Origin of the sequence: Vibrio sp. J1-1 (genome assembly GCF_021728395.1) — a bacterium.
Taxonomy (GTDB): domain Bacteria; phylum Pseudomonadota; class Gammaproteobacteria; order Enterobacterales; family Vibrionaceae; genus Vibrio.
Genome location: NZ_JAKKCM010000008.1, coordinates 13,696 through 31,334, shown reverse-complemented (window position 1 = coordinate 31,334; position 17,639 = coordinate 13,696). Strand labels below are relative to the sequence as shown.

The window sequence follows — 17,639 nt, the reverse complement described above, 5'->3', positions numbered from 1 at the left end:
TTTTTCTTACTCACTTTATCTTTTCTAATTCAAAAGTCATTCACTAGAATGCGCGACAATGTTCGGTTATGAGCCTTCTGTTGGATTTTCATCTGGCGCCTTCTCTATGTTTTCTAACGCGTTCTCGTAGAGTTGCTCTAATACTTCTTCGGCCTCGCGCACCATGCGCTCTACCATTGCATCAAACGCGACATCACTGGGTATCTCGATTTCCTCACCCACATTGACCTCGATTGAGTCAACGTAAAGCACTAACCATCCGTCGCCCTCCAAATGCCCCTCTCCGTGAACCACAAAGAAACGCTTGGCGAACTCGTCATTGGTACAGTTAGATCCCTCGATTTGAATATTGAATGACGAATCGATACTCATCTTGCTCATGCCATCAAATTCATCAGACGCATTGCAAACGGCTTTCACCTTTGCGCGGTAAACAAATTTTAGCTGGGATAATAATGTCTTAGTTTTAGTTTTCATCTCACTGAGAATGGATGATATTTTACGAGGAGACAAATCCGACCTTTTGATTTTGTATGCGCTGGAAACAAAATGACCCAACGACCATCAATGGGGTTAATGGAGCATTGCTGGATCCATTTCATGCGTTTTCAAAGAAATTGGTTGATAAAAAAGCAATCGTTCATTAATTACGACTTTACACTTATGTTCTTTCTATGTGGGCCGTTACAATGTGAAATGTTGTCATATACGTGACAGAATAAATCTTATGCTTTGATAAATTGGTAACATATTTCGTTGAAATAGAATGAATTACCTAACGAGTTGTGCCAGTTATGTCGCTAGCCCTAACGATGACGAATAAAAAGTGAAAGTATCAGAACTCATTGCCATCCTTAATAATTTGCCGGCCAACACTGACCCAGATATTGTTATGGGGGAAGAATGGCTACCGGAAAGGTTGGTGGAAACACAACTCGATGGCAATCTGTTATTTTTGAACTTCGACAATGCGCCAGAAGAGTGTCAGGGAGACGAAGGTCGAGGTTTCGTTGACCATGAAATAGACTTAATTCGTACTCGCTTACGACAGGTCCTAGACGAAAACAGCGACAACGCTTCGAAGACAGAAGCGATGCTAGGCTTGTTTCTTGCGGGTCACGAAATGAGTAGCGCTCAAGTAATAGAAATATTAGAAGAACCAGACAAATAAGGAACCAGTTTGGCTGTATCATTAGACAAAACCCAGCATCCTCACCTTCCTCTTATTATTGCGGGCCCTATTCTCCGCAAAGTGACTGCATCAGAAGTGAATATTTGGCTGGTTACTACCAAACCATTAGAAGGGTTCATTGAAATCAACGATGCAAACTCTGCTATTTCGTATCATTCTGAGGACTTTGAGAAACTCACTCAACTTCAGGTTGGTCAACGAGCTTGGGTCTGTTTACTGTCATTAAAAGCCGACTTTCCTACTCATCAGCCACTTCGATATCAGCTCCACACGCAAGATGGTCTGCTGACAGAGCTGTTGCCTCATTTAAGTTATGAGCATGATAAGCACATGCAGAGAGGGATTGAATTTTTAATCAGTGAAAAAGCCGATTATGTCCTTCATGGTTCTTGCCGTAACCCACAGCATTTTAGTGACGATGCTTTAGTTGCCGCAGATGCAAAAGTGGCACAGCAAAGCGTAGAGTCTCGTCCAGACATGCTGATCATGAGCGGAGATCAAGTTTATGTCGATCATGTAGCCGGGCCAACGTTAGATGCGATTGAGCAAATAATCGAGTTACTGGGCTTGCCAGATGAACAGTTTCAAGACGCCCCCATTGCCGACACTAAAGCGCTGTATCAACACGCGGCGTGTTATTATGGACGCGACCAGTTGCTGCCGCATTACGTCGATGACGGCAGCCTGCTAAGTCAGTTTTTCCCTCACCGTGGCACCCCTATTTTCAGCTCCAAAGAGTGTGAAAATCACCTGATCAGTTTTGCAGAATGTTTTGCGATGTACTTATTGACTTGGTCGCCGACGCTATGGGAACTCGTCAAGCGTGACCGCTTACTAGACAATCAATTCAATGTCGGAGGCAGCGCGCTCTCACCCAACTGGCAACAAAAGTGGCGTGAAGAAAAGGCTGAAATAGACAAGTTCGTAAGCGGTTTGGATCGTGTTCAACGCCTACTTGCTCATCTTCCGACTTACATGATATTTGATGATCATGATGTGACGGATGACTGGAACTTAACCATTGGTTGGGAACAGGCGGCATACACGAACGTTTTTGCGAAACGAATAATCGGTAATAGCCTCATTGCCTATTGGTTTTGTCAGGGCTGGGGAAACGCACCAGAAAAGTTCGATGACCCGTTTATGGCTCACATAAAAGACTTTCTTGAACAAGGCTCTGCTGACGCTCAAGATAACTTGATTCAGTATCTCTATCGCTTCGAGAATTGGCATTACACCATTCCAACCTCCCCCAAAGTCGTGGTTTTAGATACTCGAACGCGTCGCTGGCGCTCAGAATCTAAAATGAATAAGCCGTCTGGCCTGATGGATTGGGAAGCTTTGATTGAATTTCATCAAGAATTAGTACATGAAGATAAAGTGATCATTGTTTCGGCTGCGCCGATGTTTGGCGTGAAGTTTATTGAATCGCTCCAACGCGTGTTTACCATGGTTGGTAAACCACTATTGGTGGATGCCGAAAACTGGATGGCACATCCCGGCAGTGCGAACACACTCGTCAGTATTTTTACTCATACTAAAACACCCACTAACTTTGTCCTTTTGTCAGGCGATGTCCATTACTCTTTTGCCTATGACATCAAATTACGTTTTCGAAAAAGCAGCCCTAACATCTATCAAATCACCTGCAGCGGTATTAAGAATCAATTTCCGACACGGTTACTCACGATCTGTGATGCACTGGATAGAATGCTCTACAGCCCTCGCTCGCCACTAAACTGGCTCACCAAGCGTAAGCGACTCAAAATTTATAAGCGTGCGCCAAGTAGCCATAACTTCTACCGTTTGGTTAACCATAGTGCGATCGGAGAGTTATATCTCGATGATGAAGGCAAGCCTAGCCAAATCAGTATACTTACGGGAGATAATCAAGAAGTTCATTTCCCACCAACGAAAATAGAAACGTGATGCGCCGTAAGACAATATCCTGTAGTGAAATTGATCACCATAGCTCACAAGCTCGTATCACACTAAAGTTAATGTAAAGAGTTCGTAATTTCAGATACGACCCCTTGAGATTTAAGTCACATATAACCATGTTTAAGTGATAGTTACAGTTTGGTGTTCATTATGTTCAATTCTCTTACATCTCTATTTAAACAGCTTCTCGATGGCGAGGATCTGGCACAGACCAATACTCTGTCTCCCAATATGGCGATTGCATGCTTACTGTGTGAAGTCTCAGGAGCCGACCACCAAGTGGACGAAAAAGAGCGACAAACAAAACATTCTTTGCTGATGAAGCTTCTTTCGTTGAGTTCGGAAGAGGCCACACAATTGCTGGAACAGGCAGCGCTAAAAACAAAGGATGCAACATCTCTGTACGACTTCACTTCTCAATTAAGAGAGTTAACTCAAGAGACGCGTTACAACTTGATAAAGAGTATGTGGGAAGTCGCGTATTCTGACGGGGAAATTGACCCGCTTGAAGATGCAGTCATCCGTAAGACTGCAGAATTACTCTATGTTGACCACAGAGACTTTATCCGTGCCAAACTACAGTCGCAGTAGAGAGACCATCTGTTCTACGCCCAATAAAAACGCGCTGTAAAGAAGCGCGTTTTTATTATTTAGAAGCCAACATGTTGTTATTAATACTGGTCAAGATTTGAATTTGTTTGACAAAGTGTAAATTAAATTCATTCCATGACAGAAAAATATAAGCTGAATTAAAAATTCATTACAAACCCACACTAAAGCATTGTCAGTGCAAGTTTGGCTAGGTTATAAGCATCTACATAGCCAGAGTGTTGACGGCCTTCCCAGTCAATCCCTTTCGCTTCTTGAGCGGCTCTGTGGCCAATACGCTTATCTTTAAGGCGGTTTTGAATACGGTAAAGTGTCGCTAGGTTAATGAACTCGGTGAATGGCGCTTCAATTCCCTTTTGTTTGCACTCATCAAGTAAAATCGTGTCATCTCGCCCCCAGGAGGCGTAAATTTTGTTGCGGCCGCCGAAGTTCTTAACCATAGACTTCAATACTTCTTCAAGTGGTCGACCCTGCTTCTCTATTTTACGTGGGGTAATACCCGTTAACTCTGCGCAGAACAGAGAGACTTCATCGTGTTCAGGCTTAACGTAGTACTGAGCACGTTTAACGATCTCACCTTTGGACAAATCTATTTCAGCCAACCCGACTTCGATGATCTCGCCAGTACGGCCAACGCCATTTTCGTTCCAGCAACACATTTCTAAATCGAAGCAGACGATACGGTTATGGTTCATAGTTTGTCTTGATTCCTAGCATAGATTTTAAAGCGAGAGATTCTACCTCAATGCCATGTAAAACTCGAATTCGCTTGCCGATTTAATCACCACTTGCACTACGTTAACGCTATTTTGTAACGTGATAACTCTGATAGGTTCATATAATGACGTAGAAAGACGCAATATATAAGGCCGACGAAAACCGAGACAAGGTGTCATTAATTGCGGAAATATCGTGCTACCAACAAGCAATGGTCTTTAAAGCATGTTCCAATCGTTGGTTTTTCGCGCTAATCGTGCGGTAAATTTACGAATTATTACAGCGTTAAGCCTTGAATATGCTAACATCCGACATCATTTTAGTGTCTAAACTTGGTGCAAGATCGCAAAAACGATCATTTTAATAAACACATTGAGCCTATGCACCAATGAATCAATAGAAAGAGAAAAAACGTCATGAACATTGATTTGAACCTAATTCCTCAAACGTTCGATATGCTTCACGCTGGTCTTGCTGCTTCGAGCGTATTGCTTTTGCTGGTTGCTGTATCACGTAAATCGAAAGTGATTGAGAAAGTGGTAGAAAAGCCGGTTGAGAAAATCGTCGAGGTTGAAAAACCTGTTGAGAAGATCGTAGAAGTTGAAAAAGTGGTTGAAGTAGAGAAAGTGGTTGAAAAGGTCGTTGAGGTTGAATCAAAACTCGCAACAGCTTCTACTGACTCTGCAATGCAATTGCTATCTATTATGCAGCAAGAAGCTCGCCTAATTGACTTCCTACAAGAAGACTTAACTTCTTTCTCAGATGAAGAAGTTGGCGCGGCCGCTCGCGTTATCCACACTGGTGGTAAAAAAGTATTAAGCGATTACGTAACGCTTGCACACGTACGTAACGAAGACGAAGAAACTCGCATTACGGTTGAAGAAAACTTTAACCCACAAGAAATTCGCCTAACTGGTAATGTTACAGGCAGTGCGCCATTCCACGGAACCCTGGTTCACAAGGGCTGGAAGGCTACATCAATGAACTTGCCTAAACTGGCTGAAAATTACGATGCATCAGTTATCGCTCCAGCCGAGGTTGAGCTGTAATGGAACACATGAACCAAGAAAACATCCAAGAGACTTCAGAGCAACTGTCTCCTAAATTTAGCGTTGGTATCGACTTAGGCACGACACACTGTGTGATGTCTTTTGTGGATGCTCACGATGAAGACGCTCGTGTAGAAGTGATGCCAATCCCGCAATTGACGGCACCTGGTACAGTGGAAACTCGCAGCCAATTAGGCTCGTTTCTATACCAACCACACGAACATGAAATGAATCCGCAATCTCGTGTACTACCATGGTCTAGCGAGCCTAAAGCACTGGTTGGTGCGATTGCTCGTAATCTGGGTTCAAAAACACCAATCCGCTTGATTGCCAGTGCGAAATCTTGGCTTTGCCATGCTGGTGTTAACCGTCGTGATGCTTTCCTACCAGCCGGTAGCCCTGAAGAAGTCGAAAAAGTATCGCCACTTCGCGCAACTGAGCTGTACCTTGAGCACCTGAAAGACGCTTGGAACCACACTCATCCTAATCACAAGCTTGCTGATCAAGATGTAACGATTACCGTTCCTGCATCATTTGACCCAGCGGCACGTGACCTGACGGCAGAAGCGGCGCGCAACGTTGGTTTTGTTCATCTGACACTACTTGAAGAACCTCAGGCGGCGCTTTACAACTGGATCGACAATAGCAACGACAAATGGCGCGACGAAGTTGAAGTCGGCGACATCGTTCTCGTCGTGGATATCGGTGGTGGTACCACTGACCTTTCTTTGGTGGAAGTCACTGAAGATGACGGCAACCTAAGCCTTAGCCGTATCGCAGTAGGTGAACATATCCTGCTTGGCGGTGACAACATGGACCTTGCGCTTGCGTACCGCTTAAAGATGAAACTTGCTCAAGAAGGCAAAGATCTACAACCGTGGCAAGTTCAGGCGATGACACACGCATGCCGTGATGCAAAAGAAGCGTTACTGAATGATAGTGAGCTGCAATCTGTACCAATCGTTGTTCCTAGCCGTGGCTCTAAACTGCTTGGCGCAACGCTTAAGACCGAACTGACTCAAGAAGAAGTACAGCAAACGCTGGTTGATGGTTTCTTCCCACAAGTTGCGATTACTGACCACCCTGTTCAGCGTAACCGTGGTGCACTGACGCAAATGGGCCTACCTTACGCACAAGATGCGGGCATCACTCGTCACATCGCTGCCTTCTTGTCTAAGCAAGCAAACGCACAAAGTGGCGCTGAATCGGCTCCAGATCAAGACTACAACCCATTTGCAAATATGCCGGGTATGCCGGGCGCTGACACTGCGCCGTCAGCTGATTTCATCAAACCAACCGCAATTCTATTTAACGGTGGTGTGCTGAAATCAACGTTACTGGCTTCTCGCTTAGAAGACACCATTAACGAATGGTTGCTTGAAGCAGATGCAGAAATGGCCAAACGTCTGACTGGCGTAGATTTGGATCTAGCGGTAGCAAGCGGTGCGGCTTACTACGGCTCAGTTCGTCGTGGTCAGGGCGTTCGTATTCGCGGTGGTATTGCTTCGGCTTACTACGTAGGTATCGAAAGCGCCATGCCAGCAATTCCGGGCATGGCTCCTCCAATGGAAGCACTGTGTGTGGCACCATTCGGTATGGAAGAAGGTTCAAGCGTTGACGTACCAAGCCAGGAGTTTGGTTTGATCATCGGCCAACCAGTGAACTTCCAGTTCTTCGGTTCAACAGTTCGTCGTGATGACCTAGCAGGTACTCACCTTGATCACTGGGCACCGGAAGAGCTTGAAGAGTTACCAGAGATTCAGGTAACGCTACCCGTTTCTGAAGGTCGTCGTGACGGCGAAGTGGTTCCGGTTACTCTGGCTTCTCGAGTTACCGAACTTGGTACGCTTTACTTAGAAGCGATTGCCGCCGATAACGGTCAAAAATGGCACGTTGAGTTCGATGTGCGCGAAGACGCGAAAAGCGACTCAAACGAAGAAGAATAAATAGAAATCAAACGGCATCCAATCGGGTGCCGTTTTTAAATACACGAAGGTTTGTATGGCATCTCCTCGTTTTCTAGTTGGTATTGACCTTGGCACGACAAATACTGTGGTCGCCTATTGTGAAATCACCGACAACCTTGAACAATCCGAAGTATCCCTATTTGATATCGACCAGTTGATTGGTCCCGGTGAAGTGGTTCGTAAACCGCTGTTACCCTCTTTCCGTTACCACCCAGCTGAGGGACAAATCTCCCCGTCAGATTTAACCCTGCCTTGGGAGAATCAGCCTGTTTCTGGCGATATTAAAAACGTCATTGTCGGTGAATGGGCGCGTGAACTGGGCGCGAAAGTCGAAGGACGACAGGTCTCAAGCGCGAAAAGCTGGCTATCACATCAAGCTGTCGATCGTAGCTCAGACATTCTCCCTTGGGCTGGCGCGCAAGACGTTGATAAAGTCTCACCAGTGATTGCCAGCGCCAGTTACCTAAACCATATCCGCCAAGCGTGGAACTACCGTCACCCAAGTAACAAGCTGGAAGACCAAGATGTGGTAGTTACTGTTCCTGCGTCATTCGATGAGACCGCACGCAAACTCACCCTTGAAGCGGCCGAGATTGCCGGGTTGAAGAAAATCGTCCTACTCGAAGAGCCACAAGCGGTGTGTTACGACTGGTACGCACGCCACCAAAAAACGGCTGCCGACGAACTTAAAGACCTACCGCTGATCCTTGTCTGTGACGTCGGTGGTGGTACTACCGACTTAAGCTTAATTGAAGCCCGCTTTGTCGAAAGCAATGGCAGCAACAATGATGAATTAGCGCTAGACCGTATCGGCGTCGGCGAACACCTTATGCTGGGTGGTGATAACCTCGATTTGGCATTGGCGCACCTGGCAGAAAGTCGCTTTAATCAAAATAAAAAGCTGACTGCTGCGAGCCTGACAAAACTGATTCAACAGACCCGTAAAGCGAAAGAGAACCTGCTCTCTTCCAACGCACCGGAAGAAGTGAAAATCACCATGCTTGGGAGCGGCTCTAAACTACTTGGTGGCACCAAGAGTATTGCGCTGAGTAAACAAGAAGTGCACCAAATTGCGTTGGATGGCTTCTTCCCACTGTCTGATTTTAATCAAGTCCCAGACAAACGACGCAGTGCGGTTGTTGAGTTCGGGCTACCTTACGTCGCCGACCCTGCAGTAAGTAAACACGTTGCCGAGTTCCTAACTCAGCACCAGCAAGTATCACGATCTGCACTTGGCATAGAAGACGAAAAACAAAACGCGATTCCGGTTGGTTTACTACTCAACGGTGGTGTGTTTAATAGTGACCTTGTCACACAACGTGTCACTACCCTACTCTCTGACTGGCGCGGCGCTCCTGTCACTGTTTTAGATAACCCACATCCAGATTGGTCCGTTGCACTTGGCGCCGTCGCCTATGGTAAAGCACGACGTGGAGCACAGCTAAAAATCGGTGGTGGTGCTGCTCGTTCTTACTTCCTGCACCTGCAAGAGAAAAACAAAATGGGTAAAGCCCTTTGTTTACTCGCAAAAGGCACAGAAGAAGGCCATGAGATTCGCTTAAGTGGTCGTCGATTCTCACTGACACTTGGCGAGCCAGTTCGATTTAATCTTCTTACCTCAACTCACGATACGCTGACCAACAACACCGCGATTCAAAATGGTGTGATGGTTGACGTAGACCCTGACATTTTTGTTCCACTTCCACCGTACATCACCACGCTAGAAGGCGAAGGCGCAGAATTGCATGCGAACCAAAAAGAACGTGTCGAGGTACAACTCGCTTGCCAATTAACTGAAGTGGGCACACTCAAAATGGAATGTGTCAGCGCAGAAGATGACAGTAAACGTTGGGCGCTAGAGTTTGAAGTTCGTAATAAACAAGCTGACGACAACGAAGAAGTACAGCTCCATCCAAAATTGAATGAGTGTAAGGAGCTTGTCGCTCGTCTCTACAGCGGTAATAAAAAAAGCGCGGACAGTAAAGAGATCAAAACATTAGCCAAAGATCTTGAGAAGAAACTGGGTAAGCGTGACGAATGGGACTTCACGACTCTTCGTCAGCTTTTCGATGCGTTTGCTCAAGGTAGAAAGCGCCGCCGTCGCTCAGAGCAACATGAAAAGAACTGGCTTCGACTTGCGGGCTTTGCATTGCGCCCGGGGTTTGGTGACCCAACCGATTCTTGGCGTATCGAACAAATTTGGGGACTTTACCAGCAAAACATTCAGTTTAAAAACCATCAAGGATGGACAGACTGGTGGGTTTTCTGGCGTCGTATTGCTGGTGGCTTAAACCAAGAACAGCAAGAAACGATTTTGGCTGACATTGCGAAATACTTGCACCCAGGTGCGATGAAGAACCCGCAATCCGCCAAAACAGCGCAAGACATGGGCTACGAGTCAATGGTGCGCCTGTCAGCTTCGCTGGAACATCTGGAAGTTGAAGATAAAGTGCTATTAGCAACGTGGTTCCTGAGTAAAGCCATTAACCATAGTCAATTCCAACAAGCACACTGGTGGGCAATGGGTCGACTTGCTTCACGTACTCCGCTATACGGCAGCCAGCACAATGTCATCCCCCGTGAGCAAGCAGAACAGTGGCTTCCGAAACTGTTAGAGCAAAACTGGCAAAAAGAACCAATGATCGCGTTTGCAGCAGTAATGATTTGTCGCAAAACAGGCGATCGATTATTCGATATTTCAGACGACTACCGCGAGCAGGTTCTGACTAAACTGAAACAAAGTAAAGTGCCTGATTCTTGGGTTTCTTTGGTTGAAGAAGTCAAAGAACTGTCTGATAGTGAATCAAAACGTGTCTTTGGGGATGCACTCCCAAGCGGCTTAACGCTGGTTCATCACTAAGCTTTTTCTCCAAGCAAATGCATATTAAATGCACAAAGCCCTTCGTTGAAGGGCTTTGTTTTATCTGATTTTATTAAAAGAACGCATTAATTCATTTCAGTCGTAATCACCACATCGCGCGTTTCATTATCCATATCACTGATGCCAACCACTGAGACTTCCCTGTCAGATAGAGTCTCGATTATGCTGTCTTCTAATCCGCCATCGGCTAACCAAGTATAAAATTTCTCTGCGATGCGCTCCGAACCTTCTCCAACAAACGTTAATGTGACCTTCTTCATTTGTGACACTCCATCAATTTACGATTCAGCAACTTAAGCGTAGTATGTTTGGCAAACATCGACATCAACTAAGGCTAACTTCTTTTATGACCATTGAAAAATTTGATGCTATTTACCAACGCGCCGCCGAGCGTAAAGGCGGTATAGACCAACTTGAAGCCCTGCTTACTCACCCGTTAAGTAAAGAAGAGTTAGCTGCAATACCGGATGACCGTTGGTTAGCTGCATTTTCAATGAAAGTATTTCAGAGTGGCATTTCATGGAGTGTGGTACGTAAAAAATGGCCAAACTTTGAAGAGGTCTTTTTTGGCTTTAAAATTGAACCCTTGCTTATGCTCTCTGACGAACAGTGGGAAGCAAAAGCGACGGACGAACGTATCATTCGCCACCTGACAAAAGTGATGTCGATTCCCGCTAACGCTCGCATGATTCATGAAGCCAGGGTTGAATACGGCTCATTCGGTAAAATGGTCGCAGATTGGCCCCAAGAGAATATCACTGAACTTTGGGCTTACTTAAAAAAACACGGCAAACGACTAGGCGGTAATACCGGGCCATATACCTTACGCCAGATGGGGGCCGACACATTCATCATCTCTAACGATGTTGAGTCTTACCTGCGCAATTGCAAGATCATTGAAGGTGGAAAAGACACTAAGAAGTCCCTGGATGCAGCCAACAAAGCCTTTATTCAGTGGCAAAAAGAGAGTGGCAGAAGTCTAACGGAAATCAGTCAAATCATCGCATTTAGCACGGGTGATAATCGAATTTAGCATATTAGTTATGTTTTAAACTTGAGTAGGCTGAGCTTAGCTTGATTATTAACGCTCTATGGGATTAATTTCAACCCACTACTTCCTCTCGAAAAACAAGATTCTTTCGGTTTAAAGCTTTGATTAAACTCAGTGAAAGCAGTGTATTAGCGCTTTAAGCCATTGTTAAGCTCTTAAGAGCCAAAACCACGCAATTAACATGAATTTCACATAATCTTGTTACATTGTCTGGTTGCAGTAATAAATTGAGAAATTCGATAGAGCATATATTCAAAATCAATACAAAATATCGTATTCATGATTGCTCAAAATTTGTGCTTGTAAACTTTTCATTTCGCCTAATAATGGTTCCATAATAATTTCAATTAGTTAAGTTGGGAGGCGGAATGAGAATTTTCTGGCAGCTACGTTGGTATTTCAAGCAGAAATGGAAACACTACGTTGGCTCTATTTTACTATTGGCACTGATCTCTGTCCTCCAACTAATACCACCTAAAGCGGTGGGCGTGATTGTAGATGGTGTTGTCGATAACACTTTAGAAACAAGCACGTTAATTATGTGGTTGTTAGGTCTTACGGCAATATTCATTACGATTTATGTCTGCAGAATACTGTGGCGGATATGGTTATTTGGTGCGAGTTGGGAATTAGGAACCATCCTGCGTAACAAGCTTTACCATCACCTTTCAACCCAACCACCTCGCTTCTTCGAACGTTACAAAACCGGCGACTTAATGGCGCGCGGCACCAATGATGTCAGAAACATTGTCATGACTGCTGGTGAAGGTGTGCTTACCGCCGCAGACTCATTAATTACAGGCATTGCGGTTCTTATCGTCATGGTGACACAAGTTAGCTGGAAGTTAACGGTTATGGCGCTTTTGCCTATGCCGTTTCTCGCCATCATCATTTTCTATATTGTGCGTATCCTTCACCAACGCTTCCGTATAGCACAAGAAGCTTTCTCTACGATGTCAGATATGACTCAAGAGTCATTGAACGGTGTCCGCATGTTGCGTGCTTTCGGATTAGAGAAGCAAGAACAACAACGCTTTGAAGATGTTGTTGACGACACAGGCGCGAAGAATATCGCGGTTGCGCGTGTGGATGCGCGTTTTGACCCTGCTATCCAACTGACTATTGGCCTGTCCTTTTTGCTCAGTGTCGCTGCAGGTGCATACCTCGTCGACAAGGGTGAAATCTCTCTTGGTGACTTAACCGCTTTCACGATGTATTTAGGTCTTATGATCTGGCCAATGCTGGCGTTTGCTTTCCTATTCAACATCTTGGAGCGCGGCTCGGCGGCATGGAATCGTCTGCAAGAAATCTTTGATGAGCAGCCTGAAATTGTCAGTGGAGACACACCACTTCCAGATAACCCTTTACCCCTGCATATCAATATCGAGACATTTCATTGGTCGAGAGATTTACCTCCTGCCCTAGCAGAGATTAATGTGACGTTAGATCCTGGAAAAATGTTAGGTATTGCTGGCCCAGTAGGGAGTGGTAAATCAACGTTATTGACGCTACTTTTCCGTCAACATGATTTGGAAAATGGCACGATTAAATTTGGTGATGTATCGATTAAAGATTCCCAGCTACCGCAGTGGCGAAATCGCTTCGCTGTCGTGAATCAAAGTCCATTCCTGTTCTCAAAATCGATCTTTGACAACATCGCATTAGGTAACCCAAATGCGTCTAAAGAAGAAGTGTACCGAGCAGCAAAACTGGCCTGTATTCACGAAGACATAGAGAAGTTTCCAGACGGCTACAACACCGAAGTAGGTGAAAAAGGTATCACGCTTTCTGGCGGCCAAAAACAGCGTATTGCGATTGCGCGAGCAATGTTACTCAATGCTCAAGTCCTAGTTCTGGATGATGCATTATCTGCCGTCGATGGACGCACTGAGTACCGGATTCTGAAGAACCTAGAAACACACTATCGTGACCAAGCCTTAATTGTCATTGCTCATCGTTTAACAGCACTCAAATCTGCAGATGAGATTATCGTCCTAAATCAAGGTCACATTACAGAGCGTGGTCGTCATCATCTATTAGAGCAGAACCAAGGATGGTACGCGGAAATGTTGCAGTACCAAAAACTAGAACAGGCAATGGAGGAGTAATAGATGAAACAGACGAGTACATTTAAGCGGTTGCTGTCTTACCCATTGTCACAGCCAAAACCGATGCTTAAGGGATTAGGTTTACTGTTTATTGCTGCGTTAGCGAGCGCTGGTGGCCCTTGGTTAATTCAGTATTTTATCGATGAACACATCACTAAAGGGGATTACTCGCAAAGTGTCTTGCTCACCTTGGCCGCTGGTTATATCGCACTTCAGGTGATTTCAGCGACTTTCCAGTACCTCCAGTCATTACAGTTCAGTATAGTGGCAACCAACACCATTAAAATGATTCGTAAACAAGTGTTTTCCGGCGTAATCAAACAACCGCTTTCTGCCTTCGATTACACACCAGCGGGTAAGCTAGTCTCACGAATCACCAATGATACCGAGTCTCTTCAGCAGTTCTATGAGCTTTTGATTGCGACTGTGGTTAAAAATGCCGTGATGATCCTCGTGATGATCGGCGTCATGTTCTTTATGAGTTGGCAACTGACGCTGGTTGTTTTGGTGTTGTTGCCGATCGTGATTGGCTTTATGTACCTGTTTAAACTGCTCAGTACAGAAAGTTACCGCAGAATGCGAGACCTGCTCACTGACATTAACGCCAACTTAAGCGAATCAATCCAAGGCATGAGTGTCGTTCAGTTGATGCAACAGGAAAAACGTTTTAACGAGCAGTTTAACGAACTCACAGCCGAGCACTTGGTTGCGTCTAAAAAAGTCATCCGACTAAACGGATATTTATTACGCCCTCTTATGGACCTGCTAGCAGGCCTTGCCTTGTTGAGTTTAGTCGCTATTTTTGGTTTCAATGGTGTCGAGGTGATAGGTGTCGGTGTGCTTTATGCGTTCATCAGTTACCTGGGTCGTGTTACTGAGCCGTTGATTGAAATGACACAGCAACTCGCTTTGTTGCAACAGGCATTAGTATCAAGCGAGCGAGTATTTGAACTCATAGATGCAAAAGAGCAGACGTATGGCGATGATCAAGTAGAACTTAAAACTGGCTCTATCGAGATTAAAAACCTGACGTTTAGCTACGATGGTCAACAAGACGTACTAAAAGACATCTCAATTAACGCTGCGCATCAAGACTTTATCGCTCTAGTTGGTCACACAGGAAGCGGGAAAAGTACCCTCGCCTCGCTGCTGATGGGTTTTTATCCAACAGACATTGGCGAATTGCTGATTGATGGCCGTCCACTGAAATCGCTGGCAAAACATGTGCTGCGTAAAGACGTGGCGATGGTTCAGCAAGACCCACATATTCTTCCGGACTCAGTAAGGGAGAACGTTTCTCTGGGTCGCTCCGTTAACGACACTGAAATATGGGATGCATTAGATAAGGTAGGTTTATCGGAACAAATCCATCGCTACCCGAGCGGGCTGGATACTCAGTTGGGTCAAGGCGAAACCAACCTTTCGGCGGGTCAAAAGCAACTGCTCGCGTTGGCACGTGTATTGGTGGCAAAACCAAAGATTCTCATCTTAGATGAAGCGACGGCGAACATTGATTCAGGCACAGAAGCTTTGATTCAAAAGAGCCTCGCGGTCTTACGTCAAAATATGACCTTAATTGTGATTGCTCACCGCCTATCTACCATCTTGGACGCAGACCAGATCGTCGTTCTTCATCATGGTGATTTGGTTGAAAAAGGTACCCATAAATCGCTTTTGGCACAAGATGGTCGCTATGCGCAAATGTATCAGTTGCAACAAGCAAGCAGACATTTACAAGAAATCGAGGAAGAAGAAGCCAGCCTACTGGAAGAAGCGGTCTAATATATTCGCCCGTACACTGTTTACGGGCGTACTATTTTGGTGCAGTAATCGTATCATCAAAACCAAACGCTGCATTTTGACGTTATTTAACGTTACAACCGATCACAAACTACAATAATTTTCTATTTCCTCACCGATAATTGACATAACCACTCGCTAATTAACGCGATGTCGTTGTAAAATCGACATTAAATTCAGCCTATTTATTTTCTACTACACGATGGGCTGGTTATCGCATTCTCATATTGTTCTCATGACTGAAGCCCATGGATAAAGATAAGTTTACTAATATCTATCGTTTGCCGGGTTCGATTCAAATTCGCATTGGTAAATGGCAAAAAACGTTCCGCGGAACCTCAGATTTGGTTTTGCATCAAGCTTTAATGGAACGTAACAGACAATTTAAAAAACCAGACTTTCTACCCAAAGGCTGGTGTATTACTCCTATTAATGAAAATGACATCACCGTAACGCATCATGGCAAATATATTCAGACTGTCATGAGAACCATGCTGGACAGGAAAGTTTCTTATAAAAGGCTTTTCCTTTCTCGTATGAGCGAAGACAAAGGTGAACAAGTCCTTCGTGAATACAAATTAGAATGGGTAAGAAAGCACAATCAGATAGCGAAAAAGTACAACCAGATTAAGAAAAAGCAGTACATGAACTTTTCCAGAGAAGAAGAAGAGACCCTCTACCCTTCTATACCTAAAGGTGAGTTTGATAAAGCACTGTGGAATAAACTAGTGGTTTCTGCATTTGGTCCAGCAAAGAAATATAAAAACCCGCACTACGTACGCAAAGCGGATTTTTAAGAGCCCACAATTAATGCAAAAGCAATTGCGCTGCGGCGTTTATTATGTGTAAGCCGCAGCAGCGATGAAAAGGATTAATGACGAGAATCCGCGCTAAACTCTACTTCTTTGTATACATCAGCCAGCGACTTTTTACCTTGTCTGTCTTTGGCTGAACGCGCGCTCTTTGGTTGGTAATGATATTCTTGTTCCTGCAATGCTTGTTCATGCTCTTTTGCCGACTGAACAAATTCAGCGTTCGCAAGGGCTTGTTGGCGTAAGCGGTTTACTCTTTCAAGGGTTTCCCACAACATACTTCACCTCCAAACTTAATCGAAACCACAATGCTGTATATAAACACAGTATTGTTTATAAAATCCTCCTAGTCAAATTTTCACCTCTTTCAATGCTCACTATGTCCCTATAAAGAGCAGTGTTCTGGGTACTTATGGATAATTTGTTTTAGATAAACCTGGTTATCCCGCAAGACGTTGACACATTCACCAGACAATAAACCGTCACTTACCCATTTCTCTAACTCAATTAATGCATACGGGATAGACCATGCCTGGCGGTTTGGGTGGTGCGTAGTCAATACGTCAAATGAATTCGCAACAGCAACAATTTGAGCGGCGATTGGAATATCCTTTTCTTCCAATCCATGTGGGTATCCCGACCCATTTAAATTTTCATACTGATAAGTCACCATCTGCATGAATAGGACAACACTAGGGTGGACGGGATTACCAATACGGGCAACGGTGTCATCTGCTGACTCGATACATTGCTCAATATGTTGGATGATTATTGACTCTTGCTCTTTGCTAAAATGACTACGACGGCAAGCAATTTCAACGGGTAATTGAATATCACTCACCGCATGAAACTGGGCGAAAATACCAATTTGTTCAACTATTTCATCTGTCAACTTATGCCGTTCTGCAAGATGAACACCAAGCAAGTGAGCGTATAGGCGCATGCGCTTGGTATGTGCGTAACATTCAGGACAATAGTCTGGCATAGAACATAGCTTGCGCTCAGAAAGCCTTTCGATCTCATTTACAACGTGATCTTCCGACTCAACTGCAAATTCAACCATATCAAAATAAGGTTTGAGCACATCCAGCGCTTCTAACTCAAATGAGTTGGGTTTAACAGAGTTCAAAAAGACAAAACCAGTAAACGCTTTGTTTTCATAGCAAGGAATTGCGGCAGAGGAGCGATAACCGTGATTAAGTAAGACTTTAACACGATCGCTATCGATAATTTCGGTGAGATCATCAACGATACGAGGTGTGCCGTTTTGAGCAGCAGCATATAGATTGGGGAGTTTACGAAGAGGCGCTTCATAATGCGCTAAATCCCAGTTATCAAACTCAGTGTCAGCGAACGATCTCAGCATATCTTGTCTGGGGTGATATTTTGCGAACGACACCCTATCAATGCACGGCATATGTGCCTGCATCCTATTTTTCAACGCTTGCAATTGCTCATTAAGCGGTTTTGCAAACGGATAAAAACTACGGTGTGTCATACTTCCACTCTCCC

General features: G+C 44.7%; 15 protein-coding genes. 10 read left to right on the top strand and 5 right to left on the bottom strand.

The genetic code is table 11. From position 1 onward, the window contains the following. Positions 1-66: 66 nt before the first annotated feature. Positions 67-381, bottom strand: a complete 315-nt coding sequence (locus L3V31_RS14090) for a hypothetical protein (RefSeq protein ID WP_237316671.1) — start codon at positions 379-381, stop codon at positions 67-69. A gap of 445 nt (positions 382-826) precedes the next feature. Here L3V31_RS14090 and L3V31_RS14085 point away from each other — a divergent pair, with 445 nt between their 5' ends. From L3V31_RS14085 to L3V31_RS14075, 3 genes are all read left to right on the top strand, one after another. Then, positions 827-1,171 (top strand): hypothetical protein, encoded by a 345-nt coding sequence (locus L3V31_RS14085; protein ID WP_237316669.1) that lies wholly within the window; start codon positions 827-829, stop codon positions 1,169-1,171. 9 nt (positions 1,172-1,180) lie between these two features. Then, positions 1,181-3,121, top strand: a complete 1,941-nt coding sequence (locus L3V31_RS14080) for an alkaline phosphatase D family protein (RefSeq protein WP_237316667.1) — start codon at positions 1,181-1,183, stop codon at positions 3,119-3,121. 162 nt (positions 3,122-3,283) lie between these two features. Next, complete coding sequence (locus tag L3V31_RS14075; RefSeq protein ID WP_237316665.1) at positions 3,284-3,724, top strand: TerB family tellurite resistance protein; 441 nt, start codon at positions 3,284-3,286, stop codon at positions 3,722-3,724. 182 nt (positions 3,725-3,906) lie between these two features. Here the strand turns inward: L3V31_RS14075 and L3V31_RS14070 are convergent, their stop codons facing one another. After that, a complete protein-coding gene (locus tag L3V31_RS14070) occupies positions 3,907-4,437 on the bottom strand; it encodes a 3'-5' exonuclease (RefSeq protein WP_237316663.1) in 531 nt (176 codons plus the stop codon). A 438-nt stretch (positions 4,438-4,875) separates the two neighbouring features. Between L3V31_RS14070 and L3V31_RS14065 the strand changes: the two genes are divergently transcribed. Genes L3V31_RS14065 through L3V31_RS14055 form a run of 3 tightly spaced genes read left to right on the top strand, consistent with a single transcriptional unit; the run spans position 4,876 to position 10,335 of the window. Further along, positions 4,876-5,508 (top strand): DUF2760 domain-containing protein, encoded by a 633-nt coding sequence (locus L3V31_RS14065; RefSeq protein ID WP_014231770.1) that lies wholly within the window; start codon positions 4,876-4,878, stop codon positions 5,506-5,508. Beyond that, on the top strand, positions 5,508-7,454 hold the full coding sequence (locus L3V31_RS14060; protein WP_237316661.1) for an Hsp70 family protein: 1,947 nt from the start codon (positions 5,508-5,510) through the stop codon (positions 7,452-7,454). The genes L3V31_RS14065 and L3V31_RS14060 overlap by 1 nt, the downstream gene beginning before the upstream one ends. A gap of 55 nt (positions 7,455-7,509) precedes the next feature. Then, the gene (locus L3V31_RS14055) at positions 7,510-10,335 is read left to right on the top strand and encodes an Hsp70 family protein (RefSeq protein ID WP_237316659.1); all 2,826 of its coding nucleotides are present in this window, start codon (positions 7,510-7,512) and stop codon (positions 10,333-10,335) included. A gap of 86 nt (positions 10,336-10,421) precedes the next feature. On the opposite strand, the gene L3V31_RS14050 is transcribed toward L3V31_RS14055, so the two are convergent. Continuing rightward, positions 10,422-10,616: a hypothetical protein gene (locus L3V31_RS14050; protein WP_237316658.1), complete on the bottom strand. Its 195-nt coding sequence runs from the start codon at positions 10,614-10,616 to the stop codon at positions 10,422-10,424. An 86-nt stretch (positions 10,617-10,702) separates the two neighbouring features. Between L3V31_RS14050 and L3V31_RS14045 the strand changes: the two genes are divergently transcribed. The 4 genes from L3V31_RS14045 to L3V31_RS14030 all read left to right on the top strand — a co-directional run bounded on the left by L3V31_RS14045 (position 10,703) and on the right by L3V31_RS14030 (position 16,112). Next, complete coding sequence (locus L3V31_RS14045) at positions 10,703-11,389, top strand: DNA-3-methyladenine glycosylase I (RefSeq protein WP_237316656.1); 687 nt, start codon at positions 10,703-10,705, stop codon at positions 11,387-11,389. Positions 11,390-11,775: 386 nt separating this feature from the next. Then, positions 11,776-13,515, top strand: a complete 1,740-nt coding sequence (locus L3V31_RS14040; RefSeq protein WP_237316654.1) for an ABC transporter transmembrane domain-containing protein — start codon at positions 11,776-11,778, stop codon at positions 13,513-13,515. Positions 13,516-13,518: 3 nt separating this feature from the next. Continuing rightward, a complete protein-coding gene (locus L3V31_RS14035) occupies positions 13,519-15,297 on the top strand; it encodes an ABC transporter transmembrane domain-containing protein (RefSeq protein ID WP_237316652.1) in 1,779 nt (592 codons plus the stop codon). Between the two features lie 266 nt (positions 15,298-15,563). Beyond that, positions 15,564-16,112 (top strand): hypothetical protein, encoded by a 549-nt coding sequence (locus L3V31_RS14030; RefSeq protein ID WP_237316650.1) that lies wholly within the window; start codon positions 15,564-15,566, stop codon positions 16,110-16,112. Between the two features lie 74 nt (positions 16,113-16,186). Here the strand turns inward: L3V31_RS14030 and L3V31_RS14025 are convergent, their stop codons facing one another. Both L3V31_RS14025 and L3V31_RS14020 read right to left on the bottom strand, forming a co-directional pair. Further along, positions 16,187-16,405, bottom strand: coding sequence for a hypothetical protein (locus L3V31_RS14025; RefSeq protein WP_237316648.1), 219 nt, complete (start codon positions 16,403-16,405; stop codon positions 16,187-16,189). 107 nt (positions 16,406-16,512) lie between these two features. Then, positions 16,513-17,625 (bottom strand): HD domain-containing phosphohydrolase, encoded by a 1,113-nt coding sequence (locus tag L3V31_RS14020; protein WP_237316646.1) that lies wholly within the window; start codon positions 17,623-17,625, stop codon positions 16,513-16,515. Positions 17,626-17,639 lie beyond the last annotated feature (14 nt).